Source organism: Mucilaginibacter metallidurans (genome assembly GCF_003286435.2).
Taxonomy (GTDB): domain Bacteria; phylum Bacteroidota; class Bacteroidia; order Sphingobacteriales; family Sphingobacteriaceae; genus Mucilaginibacter; species Mucilaginibacter gossypii.
On record NZ_CP043449.1, the window covers coordinates 6,680,702 to 6,695,054 of the forward strand.

At 42.4% G+C, this 14,353-nt stretch carries 8 protein-coding genes and 1 pseudogene; 5 read left to right on the plus strand and 4 right to left on the minus strand.

The genetic code is table 11. From position 1 onward, the window contains the following. Positions 1-2 precede the first annotated feature (2 nt). From DIU38_RS28780 to DIU38_RS28790, 3 genes are all read left to right on the plus strand, one after another. Entirely contained in the window at positions 3-794 is a 792-nt protein-coding gene (locus DIU38_RS28780) for an SDR family NAD(P)-dependent oxidoreductase (RefSeq protein WP_167516306.1), read from the plus strand. Between the two features lie 4 nt (positions 795-798). Further along, a complete protein-coding gene (locus DIU38_RS28785) occupies positions 799-1,074 on the plus strand; it encodes a hypothetical protein (protein WP_112653340.1) in 276 nt (91 codons plus the stop codon). Between the two features lie 163 nt (positions 1,075-1,237). Beyond that, on the plus strand, positions 1,238-3,598 hold the full coding sequence (locus DIU38_RS28790; RefSeq protein WP_146750372.1) for an ABC transporter permease: 2,361 nt from the start codon (positions 1,238-1,240) through the stop codon (positions 3,596-3,598). Here DIU38_RS28790 and DIU38_RS34990 read toward each other — a convergent pair. Continuing rightward, positions 3,577-3,645: pseudogene (locus DIU38_RS34990) on the minus strand (hypothetical protein); the annotation flags it as partial. The gene DIU38_RS28790 and the pseudogene DIU38_RS34990 sit on opposite strands and share 22 nt — an antisense overlap. Before the next feature lie 193 nt (positions 3,646-3,838). Between DIU38_RS34990 and DIU38_RS28800 the strand changes: the two are divergent. After that, positions 3,839-4,786 (plus strand): hypothetical protein, encoded by a 948-nt coding sequence (locus tag DIU38_RS28800; protein ID WP_112658950.1) that lies wholly within the window; start codon positions 3,839-3,841, stop codon positions 4,784-4,786. Positions 4,787-4,791: 5 nt separating this feature from the next. On the opposite strand, the gene DIU38_RS28805 is transcribed toward DIU38_RS28800, so the two are convergent. After that, positions 4,792-6,147 (minus strand): UDP-N-acetylmuramoyl-tripeptide--D-alanyl-D-alanine ligase, encoded by a 1,356-nt coding sequence (locus tag DIU38_RS28805; protein ID WP_208057664.1) that lies wholly within the window; start codon positions 6,145-6,147, stop codon positions 4,792-4,794. 228 nt (positions 6,148-6,375) lie between these two features. Continuing rightward, complete coding sequence (gene recQ, locus DIU38_RS28810) at positions 6,376-8,547, minus strand: DNA helicase RecQ (protein WP_112658952.1); 2,172 nt, start codon at positions 8,545-8,547, stop codon at positions 6,376-6,378. Positions 8,548-8,783: 236 nt separating this feature from the next. Between recQ and DIU38_RS28815 the strand changes: the two genes are divergently transcribed. Next, the gene (locus tag DIU38_RS28815; protein WP_112658954.1) at positions 8,784-11,291 is read left to right on the plus strand and encodes a M14 metallopeptidase family protein; all 2,508 of its coding nucleotides are present in this window, start codon (positions 8,784-8,786) and stop codon (positions 11,289-11,291) included. Positions 11,292-11,427: 136 nt separating this feature from the next. Here DIU38_RS28815 and DIU38_RS28820 read toward each other — a convergent pair whose 3' ends face one another. Continuing rightward, on the minus strand, positions 11,428-13,875 hold the full coding sequence (locus DIU38_RS28820) for an outer membrane beta-barrel family protein (RefSeq protein ID WP_112656088.1): 2,448 nt from the start codon (positions 13,873-13,875) through the stop codon (positions 11,428-11,430). Positions 13,876-14,353: the final 478 nt, after the last annotated feature.

A 14,353-nucleotide genomic window follows, 5' to 3' on the forward strand; every position in this document is an offset into this window, starting at 1 on the left:
ACATGACCAACCAAACCTCCATCATAACCGGCGCCAGCGAAGGGTTGGGCAAATCGTTTGCCATTGAACTGGCGTCGCGGCGAATAAATCTGGTACTGGTATCATTGCCAGCTACCGGATTGCCTGAGCTTGCATCCTTTATCCGTAAAAACTTTGAGGTTAAAGTGAATTATTTGGAAATTGATTTAACACTTGCCGAAAGTTACCCTGCAATTTTTAATTATCTTAGTGATGAGCAAATTACGGCCCACCTGCTCATCAATAATGCGGGTTTAGGTAACTGGTCGTGGTTTGAAGATTTGAACATTGGGTTTTATAAAAAGCAAATTGAACTGAACGTGATTACACCTGTACTGCTTACACGCTTGTTCCTGGCCCAGGCCGATGTCTCTGCTACCTCTTATATATTGAATGTGGGGAGCTTGGGCGGCTTGTTTGTGGTGCCTAAAAAGCAGGTTTACGGTGCTACCAAATCATTTATCAGGTATTTTACCAAATGTTTGCAGCAGGAACTTCATGGCTCAAATGTGAAGATCAGCTTGCTTAGCCCCGGTGGGATCAACACCAAGCCCGAGCTGCTGGTGATGAATAATAAGCTTAGAGGCATATCAAAGGCAACCATTATGGAGCCCGGGTACGTAGCACGTATAGCGGTGGATGGCTTGCTGAGAGGAAAAAAAGAGATCATCCCCGGTATGATAAACCGGATGCTTGTTTTATTAAACAGTTTGCTGCCTGCCGGTGTTAAAGAAATCATTATAAGGCAGCGACTGGCCACCATTATTAAAAGCTGACAGCATGATCATTTCATTACTTACCTATCGGCATATTAAAAACCTGTGCAGCTTTTTTAAGCGTACCCGCAATAGCTTTAAGCTTATTAACAACGAACGCATTGTTATTATTTCGGGCAGTATGCGCGGGTTGGTATTGTATTTTGACCGAGATGCTTGTGAGGTTAAGACCGGCGACAGGGATTATATCAGCATTGATATTACCCGCGATTTTTCAGTTGAGATGCTGATGCGGATCCTGGTGAACCATAATATCATAACCCCGGTTTTGGAAGGTTGAAGAGGTGAAAGCAAATCCACATCATCCCCGTAACATAAATGAACACCCGCTGTCCGTATCCGAACGATAGTATATTGCGAAGTTTTGTAAACTACTGATAGTTAGAAATTTATAATATTGGCATCATTTTGATTAGGTGTTGCCTGATAAAGCCGATATTATTATGCTGAAAAACTATATCAAAACCGCCTGGCGGAACCTTGTCCGCAATAAGTTTTATTCGGTGATCAATATTGCCGGGTTAACTGTAGGCCTCGCCATTGGGATCCTGATCCTGCTTTGGGTGCAGGACGAATTTAGCTTTGATAGCTTTCATAAAAACGCATCAAATATTTACCGCGTAGAGCTTTTTGGCGGTACGGGGGCCAGCAAGCAGATTTGGCAAACAACAGTAGCACCGATGGGGCCGTTGGCTAAACAGGAACTGCCCGTTGTGCAAGATCAGGTGCGCATAACCAATAACTGGTTTTTCTCATTATTTAAATACCAGGATAAAATTTTTAACGAGCAGGCGGTAGGCTTTGCTGATCCCTCCCTGTTTACTGTTTTTGATTTTCCGCTGATTGAAGGTAACAAGGCAAAGCCTTTTACCAGCGATAATTCGGTAGTGATCACAAAAAGAACGGCAAAAAAATATTTCGGTAATGACGATGCTTTAGGAAAAGTTATTGTGGCCGATAATAAAGAGAATTTTACTGTATCGGGCGTTATTAATGATTTCCCGCTTAACTCAAGCATTAATTACGATATGATCATGCCTATGAGCTATCATATCAAATATATGTTTACCAACAATAAGGTTGATCTGAACCATGATTTCAGCAATTACGCTTATGAAACCTATTTGTTGTTGAAGCCGGGTACTTCTTTAAAAAAGCTATCGGCCGATTTGAATAAAGTTCATCTGAAACGGAAGCCTGAAGATACCGATGCCGATTACCTCTTGCTGCCCGCAACTAAAATGCATCTTTATAATGCTGATGGTACCGACCGGGGGATCAGCACTGTACATATCTTTATCATTATCGCCTTAGTAATATTAGTGATTGCCTGTATCAACTATGTTAACCTTTCAACCGCGCGGGCCATGCTGCGCGCCAAGGAAATAAGCATGCGAAAGATCATCGGCGCGGCAAAAACACAATTGTTTATGCAGTTTGTAGTAGAAACAGCTTTGCTGTTTATCCTTTCGTCGGTTTTAGCAGTGTTGGTAATTTATAACGTAATTCCTGTATTTAATGAAATTGCGGGTAAGCAACTGGTATTTAATCTTTCCAACTACCATATCTGGTTGGTTATTGCGGGTACCATCACTGCTACACTTGTATTGTCCAGTATTTACCCGGCGCTACTGCTTTCATCTTTTGAACCATTAAAAGCACTTAAGGGTAAAATATCCAATGGTATTGGAGATGTGCTTTTCCGTAAGATCCTGGTAGTGGTGCAGTTTACCTTTTCAGTAATATTGATCATCAGTACCATTGTGATCACCAGCCAGCTTAATTACATCCGGTCTAAAAATTTAGGCTATGATAAAAGTCATGTGTTTGCTTTTTGGATGCGCGATATGAAAGATCATTATGATGCTGTTAAAGCCGAACTTTTGAAACAACCGGGGGTTGAAGCCGTAACGCGTTCAAGCGGCAATATTGTTAATAATGGTGGTATTTCCGGCGATAACGATTGGGATGGTAAAGCCACCGGTCAAACGTTTATTGTACATCCACAGGGAATTGATAAAGATTTTATTTCTTTTTTCAAGATAAAAATGGCTGCAGGTCGCGGTTTTGATGGCTCGGTGAGTGATTCGGCTCATTATATCCTGAATGAGGCTGCAATTAAGGAGTTAGGTATGAAAGACCCGATAGGCAAACGTTTCAGGTTGCGTAAAACTGAAGGAACTATTATAGGCGTGGTAAAGGATTTTCACTTTGCAAGTATGCGTGAAAAAATTGGTCCGATGGTATTTTTCTACGCCCCGGATACGTATGCTTCACTGTATATTAAAACAACCGGCGATGGTGCGCCAAAAGCCATAGTAGCTGCCGAAAAAGAGTTTAAACAATACAATGGCCAGTTTCCGTTTGGTTACACTTTCCTGGATGAAATATTCAACAAACTTTACCAGGGCGAACAGCGGGAAGGTACATTGTTTAACTATTTTGCGGGGATAGCTATTTTAATCTCCTGCCTTGGCCTGCTTGGTTTGGCAGCTTACACCGCTCAGGTACGTACCCGCGAAATTGGTGTGCGGAAAGTTTTGGGTGCTACCGTAACAAATGTTGTTGCCCTGTTAGCAAAAGATTTTATTAAGCTGGTGCTTATTGCTATAGTTGTGGCTTTCCCGATTGCCTGGCTGGCTATGAGCCACTGGCTTGATGCATTTGCTTACCGAGTTGGCATAAGCTGGACAGCCTTTGTATTAGCTGCTGTGATTGCGGTATTGATCGCTTTTATCACTATCAGTTTTCAATCGGTTAAAGCCGCGCTGGCTAACCCGGTTGATAGTTTGCGGAGAGAGTAATAATGTAAAGACGCATCACATGCGTCTCCCGAATACAGGTTCTGCACATTAATTGCTTACTTGTCCTCATGGGAGACGCATGTGATGCGTCTTTACTTTGAAAACTTAAAACAATTCCACCAACCGCTCCAAAGCCATCCCTGTTGATCCTTTAGACTGTTGATCACTCCACTTATTAAATATTTTTTGCTCTTGATATTTTGCTTTAATTTTAAAGCGCTATTCCAACATGGCGTTTTTATGAAAATATTCTTTAGCCTGATCCTTACCCTTTTTGCACTTTATTCATTTGCTCAAAACGAGAGTGAATTTCCCAATCAAATACATACAGTTAAGTCCGGTAAGCTTGTAAGAATAACCGGAACTAAGGTTTATATGCAGATACCTAAAGATTATCAGTATATAAAAGAGTTGGCCCGCTATCAAAAAAATGATAAGTTGTATATACAAGTTGTTGAATCAACTGCTGCAAATTTTAATAATACCAAGACTCGTTTTACGAGGGAAGCAATTGAAGCCAAAGGGGCAAAAATTGATGTTGTAAAAGGCATTAAATTAAATCAGTTTGACGGCATTTTTGGCGATGGACCTTCCAAATATCCCGGCGAAACAAAAGTGATGTTAGTTTTTGGTGACGAAACATTTGTTACCATGATTGCGGGCGTTTGTAAAACAGCAGACGGACATGGGAAAAAGGAGTTATTAGATATCTTGAGATCAGTTTACTATGACAAGGAATTGAAATCAGATCCGCTGGAATTGGCTAATTTTGAATTTGATCATTCCATCACCAATTTTCAATATGCTATGACCGCTTCAAATGTGTTTATGTATAATGAAAATGGTAAAGCTGATGTGAACAACTCGCTGGCCAATTCTTTTATCATTACGTCACTCCCTAAAGTTACGGAAGAGAAAGCGAATGAGTTTGCCAATGATATGCTTTGGCGATACGAAAAAAGGGGTATCAAGCTTGACAATAAAACAATAAGCAAAACCAAAATAGGTAATTATACTGCCTTTGTTTTAAATACTAAAACAACACTTAACGGAACGGCTGGTGTAATGTACCAGGTAGCATTGGTAGGTGAAAATTCCAGTCTTCTTTTTATGGGAAGTGCTTACAGCAATACAAGCAATTACCTTGTTAAGTTTAAAAAAACAGTAGAGTCGATAAAGATTAAGTGATTAGTTTAAAACAATTCCACCAACCGCTCTAAAGCCATTCCTCTTGATCCTTTGATCAGGATAGTTGAATTGGTAATAGGCTGTGCTTTCAAAGCAGCAATGGCATCTTCGGCAGTTTCATAAAACTTGCCCATGGCCCATGGTCCATGATCCATGGACTGCGAAGCCCCCAAAAAATCCTTTCCGATAAAGATGCGTTCATCAACAGCGGTATCCATCGCTTTGCGGATAACAGATGCATGTTCAACCGCTGCTTCCGGGCCCATTTCAAACATATCCCCCAAAATAAGCACTTTTCTTTTTGCTTCAATTTTACCCACATTTTCAATGGCAACAAACATACTGCTTGGGTTGGCATTGTAATAATCGCAAATGAGGGTATTGGTGGCCGTTTGTACAATTTGCGAACGGTTGTTTTTAGGCTGATAACCTTCAATTCCGGCGTTAATCTCATTTGCAGATAAACCGAGATAGGTGCCGATGCATATCGCCACTAAAATATTAGGCAGGTTATAAGTACCGGTTAGCTGTGTTTTAACTTTATAGCTGTCGCCGGTTTTATTGTTGGTCCACTCCAGGGTAAGTAAGGGAGAGTTTTCCAACAGTTCACCACTAATGAGGTTATCAATAGCATCGGTTCCGTAATACTCTACATGAGGCAAACGACGGGCTGCAGCCATTTCCATTAAAACAGCATCATCACTATTGACAAAAACAGCGACATCTGTTTTACTTACTCCCCCTTTAGGGGGCAGGGGGGCAAAATAATCATACAATTCTCCTTTGCCCTTTTTTACTCCTTCAACTCCGCCAAAGCCTTCTAAATGCGCCTTCCCAACATTGGTAATTAAACCGTGAGATGGTTGGGCAATACTGCACAGTAACTCGATCTCTTTTTGGTGATTAGCCCCCATTTCAATAACGGCCACTTCATGAGTGGCGTCAATTGTTAGTATGGTAAGAGGTACACCTATATGATTGTTTAAATTTCCCTGTGTAGCCTGAGTTTTGAAATGCTGCGATAACACAGCGTTGATCAACTCCTTAGTAGTGGTTTTGCCGTTAGTGCCGGTAAGCCCAATAACCGGGATGCCAAGCTGGCGGCGATGATGACGCGCCAAATCCTGCAATGTGGTTAAAACATCCTCAACCAATAAATACTGCTCGCCCAGTTGGTATTCGGGATTGTCAATCACCGCGTAAGCTGCACCGGCCTCAACTGCTTTTTGCGCAAAAGTGTTGGCATCAAACTTATCGCCTTTAAGCGCAAAGAACAGACTGTCCGGTGCTATTTTTCGGGTGTCGGTGCTGATTACGGGGTGTTTGAGGTATATATCGTATAGTTGGGTTGTTGTGATCATGATTATTAAAACAAAATACAATTCAAAAATATGTCATTTAAACAAGTTTGTGATTGAACATTTTTAAATCCCCTCTTGAGAGGGGGCGCGGAGGACTGAGCGAGGGCTGGGGTGTGTTTCTGCGTTAGACTTGTCAAAGCAGAAACACACCCCTCCGCCCCTCTCAAGAGGGGAATCACACAAGGGCCGCACTTTTTTATCTCCCTTTATCGCTAACAAAAATTATTCCTACCTCTTCATCCAGTCTATCACGGCCCTGATTTCGCCGTAGCTGTAATCGTCGCCTAAAACCTCTTTTAATGGTGACAGCTTTTCTGCTCCGTAACTTTCAACAGCATCAGTAATAACGGCTATCTTTTTCTGCGGAACAATTTCGGTAATATCCAGATCGCCGTTTTGTACATAATAACTCAGGTGTGTTTCGATAGTAGATGTGGTAAAACCACGTTCAGCGGCTATTTCGGCAATGGTTTTTCCAGAACGATATAGATTAAACGTTTCGGCTTTAGTATCACTGCTTCGCGACGAAGGTTTGGCTTTTCCCGGTGATTTAGCCTTTCGCTCCCGCTTAGGCGATTTTTGCTTTATTTTAGAGCCGAGGCCTTTTTCTACGCAATATTCTTTTACCGGCTGTAATAATTCCCTGCCATAGCGTGCAAGTTTAACATCGCCAAAACCCGAAATCATTCGCAATTCATCCAAACTTTGCGGCAGGTAGGTGGCCATCTCTTGCAGTGTGGCATCGGATACAATAACGTATGCTGGTACATTTTCATTTTCGGCAATACCCCGCCTAACTTCTCTTAACCGGTTGAATAACGGAACTTCATGAGGTAGGCTTTCCTCATGATGAACCTCTTCTACCTTTTCTATCTCAATAAACTCAACCTTTTGCCCGCCTTTTAATACATCTGTACTTTGCGCGGTAAGCTTTAAAACAGGGTACTCATCGCCCGCAGTTTGCAGGTAGCCCATGGTTACCAGCTCGCGGATGTGGTGCTGCCAGTCGGCCTTGCTGATATCCGCGCCGATGCCATAGGTTTTGAGTTGTTTATGTTCCTCGCGGATCTTATCACTTTTTGACCCGCGCAGAAAATCAATCACATAGTTAGCACCGAAGCGCTCATTTAACCGGGCTACGGCCGATAATGCTTTTTGAGCGATCAGTGTGCCATCAAAACGTTTATACTCGGTAAGGCAAACATCACATGAGCCGCATTTTGCCGGAAAATCCTCGTCGAAATATTTCATCAGGTATTGCCTGCGGCACGATAACAGCTGGCAATATTTCACCATATCATTAAGCTTATTAAGCATAATGCGGCTTTGCTGCTCATTGCCTTCAACCTTTGCAAAACCCTGCAGCTTCATCGCATCGCCGGGCGAGTAAAGTAATAAAGCTTCGGATGGTAAGCCATCGCGCCCTGCCCTGCCGGTTTCCTGATAATAGCCTTCAATGTTTTTAGGCAGATCAACATGCACTACATAACGCACGTTTGATTTATTGATGCCCATGCCGAAAGCGATGGTTGCCACAATGATCTTCAGGTCATCGCGTAAAAAGGCTTCCTGGTTACGGGCTTTAACTTCATTACTAAGACCGGCGTGATAAGCCTCGGCAGCAAACCCTTCATCTTTTAAATCTTCGGCCAATGCTTCGGTAGATTTGCGGGATAGGCAATAAATAATCCCCGACTCATCCTTATGTTCATTTAAAAAGGCGATGAGCTGTTTAAAGCTGTTCTTTTTAGGCGCTACGCGGTAAGTAATATTTGCCCTGTTAAATGAGGATACAAATATTGCCGGCTTATGAAGGTTGAGCTTTTCAAGAATATCTTTTTGTGTAAGCTTATCCGCAGTAGCCGTAAGTGCAATAACCGGTACAGAAGGAAATTCCTCCTTGAGTCCCGCAAGCATTAAATATTCAGGCCTGAAATCATGCCCCCATGATGAGATACAATGCGCCTCGTCAATAGCTATCTGGGCTACCTTCAGCGTTTTTAAAAAGGGAATAAGCTTACTTTCTTTATTCTCTTTGCTCTCGGCACTGAACAAGCGTTCGGGGGCGAGATAAAGCAATTTGATTTCGTTATTCCTTAATCTATTCACCAAAACCCGTGTTTCCTCGGGATTTAAGGATGAATTGAGGAATGCTGCCGGGATGCCATTAACGTTCAGGCTGTCAACCTGATCCTTCATCAGGGCAATAAGCGGTGATATCACAATGGTCAAGCCATCGAGCAATACCGCAGGTAATTGGTAGCACAATGATTTGCCGCCACCTGTAGGCATCAGCGCCATTACATCCTGCCCTTTGAGTATATTTTGAATAATAGCTTCCTGCTCATGCCTGAAGGTACTATAACCAAAGTATTTTTGCAGGGCCTGGATAGGTGTCATGTTTGTTGATTGCAGATATGCAAATGTGCAGATTTCAGATTATAAATATGCGGATTTCAGATGTGCAAATTTTAGATAATGCGCATCCTATTTATTTTGTGTTTTTATAAATAAATTCAGTGTATTTTCTAATCATTTACATATCTGCACATCTGAAATTTGCACATCTAACAATTTGCCAATATTTTTCTGCATATTAGCTTATCTCTTTTCTCCTATATATCTATTATTTATTTATGATAAAAAAACATTTACTCCTTTTTGTATTTGTAAGTTTTTTTTGCCCGGCCTTTGCGCAAAAGATCCAATCGCCGCAGGAGTTCCTGGGTTATAAACTGGGTGAGCATTTTACTCCACATTATCGTATCGCTGAATATTTTAGATACGTTGCGACGGTTTCAAAAAATGTAAAACTACAGCAGTTTGGTACTACCAACGAGGGCCGGCCTTTACTGGCGATGTTCATCGCTTCTGATGAAAATATTGGCAGGCTGGAAGAGATCCGTCATAATAACCTTAAACTGGCCGGGATAGAAAGCGGTGGCGGCAGCACTGCCATGCCTGTTGTTACCTGGCTAAGCTATAATGTACACGGTAACGAGCCTGCATCAAGTGAAGCTTCGATGTGGACTTTGTTTGACATGGTTGATCCGGCAAATGCTGCTACTAAAGCCTGGCTTAAAAATATGGTTGTTGTTATCGATCCATGTTTAAACCCCGATGGGCGCGACCGCTATGTTAATTTTTATAATTCGGTAGTTGGCGCTGCGCCAGATCCCAGCCCAACATCGCGCGAGCACGTTGAACCATGGCCGGGTGGCAGGGTAAACCATTTTTATTTTGACCTTAACCGCGATTGGGCCTGGCAGCAGCAAAAAGAAACCCAGGCCCGCGTAGGCTTATACAACCAATGGCTGCCGCAGGTTCATGTTGACTACCATGAGCAGGGTTACAACGCACCCTATTACTTTGCCCCTGCTGCCGAGCCTTACCATAAAGATATTACCCAATGGCAACGCCAGTTCCAGATCACTATTGGTAAAAACAATGCCAAGTACTTTGACCAGAACGGTTGGATGTATTTTACAAAATACGAGTTCGATCTGCTTTACCCGTCATACGGCGATACTTATCCTTTATACAATGGCTCTATCGGCATGACGTATGAGCAAGGTGGTATCAGTGCCGGTTTGGCTGTGGTTACCCGCAGCGGTGATACCCTTACTTTGGTGCAGCGCGTGGCCCATCACCACTCAACCAGTTTAAGCACACTTGAAATAGCCGCGTTAAATACTCAAAAGCTTTTGGATGAGTATAAAAAGTTTTTTGACAACAGTCGGGCCAATCCCCCGGGCGATTACAAAACCTATGTTATTAAAAACGATAACAATAATAAAATTAACGCGTTGGCAAAAATGCTGGGCCGCAACGGCATCCAGTATGGTTTTGGCTTAGCTAATAAAACCGTTACCGGCTTTAACTATGTTACCCAAAAAACGGAGCAATATAATGTTGGCGCAAACGACCTGGTAGTTAATGCCTATCAGCCTAAAGCAGTATTACTGCATGTGCTTTTGGAGCCCAAAACCTTTATCCCGGACTCGAATACATATGATATCACGGCATGGTCGCTTCCGTATGCTTATGGATTGAAAGCTTACGGATTGAAGGAATCATTTAAACCTGCCAGTACCGAATGGAGCGTGGCCGAGCCTAAGCCTCTGGTAAATACACATGCTTACGCATATGTATCGGCGTGGCAATCTGTTAATGATGTGAAGTTTTTGGCTGCTTTGCTAAAAAAGAAGATTAAAGTGCGTTATGCCGAGAAGCCTTTTGAAGCAGGGGGCAAGCAATTTACAGCAGGTTCATTAATTGTTACCCGCGCAGGCAATGATCTGGCTGCTTTTGACCAGGTGGTTACTCAAACCGCTGCATCACTTAGTCAGGAGATCACCCCCATTTCAACAGGCTTTGTTGATAAAGGATCGGATATCGGTTCGGACGCGGTAAGGTATATCCATCAACCTAAAATAGCGTTGATTGCCGGCGATGGTGTTAATTCGGAAGCTATGGGCGAGGTTTGGCATTTGTTTGAGGCGCAAATTGGATATCCGGTCACTTTAATAAGGTATCAGGACTTAGGTCGCACAAAACTGGGCGAGTTTGATGTGGTGATTTGCCCCGATGGTCGTTATGAAGATTTCCCTTCAGAGAAATTGCAAAACTGGATCCGTGACGGAGGTAAGCTGATAGCTGTGGATAATGCCGTATCGTTACTGGTTGATAAAAAAGGCTTCCTGATTAAGCATAAGGAAGAGAAAAAAGAAGATAAAGACAAAGAAAAGGACAAGGATAAAACAGTTAAGTTATATGGAGACCGCGACCGGTTAGCGCTTAGCGAGTCTATTCCAGGCGCTATTTATAAACTGAACCTTGACAATACCCATCCGCTTGGCTTCGGTTTACCGGATTACTACTATTCATTAAAGTTGAATGATGATATCTACGATCTTTTTTCGGGCGATGACGGCTGGAATGTAGGTACCATTAAAAAAGACGGTTATGTATCGGGCTTTGTTGGCCAGGAATCAAAAAAGAAGATTAATAACGGTTTGCTGCTTGGCGTGCAACCCATGGGCCGCGGTTCGGTAGTTTATATGGTTGATGACCCATTGTTCCGCAGCTTCTGGGAAAATGGTAAACTGCTGTTCAGTAATGCCGTGTTTATGGTGGGACAGTAAGCCCCCCAGCCCCCTAAAGGAGGAGCAGCTACATCGCTTTAAAATTAAAGGGCTTGTTTCCAAAATGGAAACAAGCCCTTTAATTTTAACTTATAGCCATGCTAATCAAAAGCTCCCCCTTCAGGGGGCTGGGGGGTTAATTATTCCCCTTTACCCTTCCTTTTTCATCATCGGCGCCGCTGCGGTGCTGACGCATTTTGATAGAACTGTTACCAAAGTTATAAGTAAAAGTAAGGCGCATTACCCGGGTATCATTTTTTTGTTTGATAACAAAGTTATTGTTCACCACCTGGCTGCTCAAATCATTGCGGCGAATGTTGAAGATGTCATCGCATGAAGCTTTGATGTTGAATTTCTTTTCCATGAACGATTTACTGACACCCATATCTACCGAGTAGCGCGGCCTGATCTTGTAAATGCCGTAGGTTAATGATGATTGGTAATCGCCGGTTACTTCAAAGCGGTAGCCTGCAAACTTGAATGTTTGTGTTGTACGGCCTTGGAAAGCCCATTGCCCATCATTGAACTTTTGACCGGCAAGGGTATCCGACTTAAAGCCCAGGTAAAACGCGGTTGCGTTAACATTGCCTTCCCACCATTTGGTAATAGTGAATGGCGTGTTGATGTTGATATTGTAACCGGTTTGGGTTTGCAGGTTTTGATGTGTTTCAAATGAGCGCTTGCCCTCGGTTAATATCAGCTCGGTAATAGCATCGGTTGTGTGACTGTAACCGAGGCTTACGTTGATGGTTTTATTATAAGTGTAATTAAGCTCAAAATTTTGAGTGTATTGCGGGTTCAGGAACGCGTTACCTTGCGAATAAGTGTAAGGATCAAGGTAATAAACAAAAGGGTTCAAGTCGTCATAACCCGGACGATCAATACGGCGGCTGTACGAAAAGCTTACCTCGTTTTTATCATTAATGGTTTGGTTAATAAATACGCTTGGGAACAGGTTTAAATAGCTCCTCTTAACAGGTGTACTGCCAATCAGGTTACCTGTAGACCGGGTTTGCTCGGCACGTAAGCCTAATTGTACCGAGAATTTTTTGAACTGTTTGTTCAGGTTCAAATATCCGGCGTTGATTTTTTCGGTGTAAATAAACCGGTTGGTACGTGTAGTATCATTAATATAAGCACCGTTGCTGAAGATCTGCGCTTGCAGGTCATTATCAGTTTTAACGCTGCTGAATTTTACCCCAGCTTCCAGTTTGATGGTTTTGGTAAGCGGTTTGGTATAATCGGCTTTACCGGTATAGATGCTTATGGTTGACGGGGTTTGGTTACGCAGCATTTGTGGTTCATGCTGTATACTTCCATCAGGTAAAAAATAATCGGTATTGTACATGGCATTGGAGTTGTTTTTGAATTTCGAATAATCCAAATCAATGCTCAGCTCCTGGCCGCTGGTATCAAGCTTAAGCCTGTCGTTAAGGTTAAGGGCGAAGTTTTTATAGGTTTGCCTGATATCTGATGTAGTGTGCAACGAAGAATCGGGCACGCCAAATTGTTTGCCGATAATTGTGCGGTTATCATTCAAGTCTTTTTCGCTGTTTGAATAACCACTTACTACAAAACCGATAGTATGTTTTGGGGTTAGGTCATAATCGGCACCTAAACGATAGTTATTGTAATGGTTGATGCTTGGCAGGCTTGATTTTTGGTTGAAATAAGTTTTATTGCCAAGCGAATCAGTAATGATACGGTCAATGCCAATATCATGGCCGCGTTTGTTATCACCCCTGCTTAATGAGGTAAATACATTGAGATTGCCTTGTTTGTGATTAAGGTTTAGGCTGCTGTTATCGCGCCAGTATTTACTTTTGGCACCACCTACAGTGATACTGCCGTTTGTGCCCGATTGTGTATTCTTTTTTAATTTGATGTTGATGATCCCTGAGTTGCCTGCCGCATCATATTTTGCCGATGGGTTGGTAATGATCTCGATAGATTTAATGGTATTGCCATCAGTTGAACGCAGTAAAGTAGCCAGCTGCGCTGCTGTAAGATAGGTTAGCTTGTCATTGATCATGACAGTTACGCCCTGTTTGCCTTTCAGGCTGATGTTGTCATCCTTATCAACAGTAACGCCCGGTGCACGTTCTAAAATTTCCATGGCTGTGTTGCCCGCTGCCAGTACGCTGTTTTCAACGTTCATTACCGTACGGTCAATTTTACGTTCAATGAGCGGTTTGGTAGCAGTAATAGTTACTCCCTTTAATTCGGTACTGCCTGTATGCAGGTTCAAAGCAGGAGCTGTAACATGCGGTGTATTTGCAGGCACGGTGAAGCTTTTGCTTACAGCTTTTTGATAGCCAACAACAGTGGCTTTAATAATATAGTTGCCCGCTTTTATGTTGTCAAAAACATAAACACCGGCATCGTTACTTAATGCTCCTTTAACCACAGTTGAATCGGAGGCGCGTAAAAGGCTTACAGTCGCATAATCAAGTGGTTTGCCCTGCTCGTTAACTAAGGCCCCGGATACCTTGGCGGCAGGCGCGGCCTGCTGGGCAAAGGATACACTGCAACTGATAGCAACAAGCAGCAGTGTATAAAATATGTTGTGTATGATAGCTTTCATTTTTAGTTCGGTTTAAAAGTAAGGGCAATACAATGCCGTTAAAGGATTGCTCCTTTTTAAAAATTTGTAAATAAGTGTTTTTAGTTTCCGGCGTGCTTTTTCCGGTTTTTTAGGGTTTAGTAATTATGAGATATAGGCGATTGTTTTCATAGTATTCATGCTTTTGATTTAAATTTTTAGCAAAACAATCCCACCTGGCTTTTAGGCCATTTTTTAACGATTATTAAATTTATGTTGCCGGATTACCCGGAAATGGTAATTGTGTTGCTTTTTATAGTAAGATGCAAAAACAGGGGTGTTGGTTACAGATTATTTTCACTTTTTAATGCGGGCATTAAATTTTTTGCCATATCCTTAATAATCCGGAAGGTAATTGGCATTCCATTTTGGCAGGGGATGGTTGCCTCCCGATTGCTTATCCTGCTGTTTAAAAGCGATTTGCCTCCTGTTTGCAACAGGAAGTAAAAAGGAATAATAA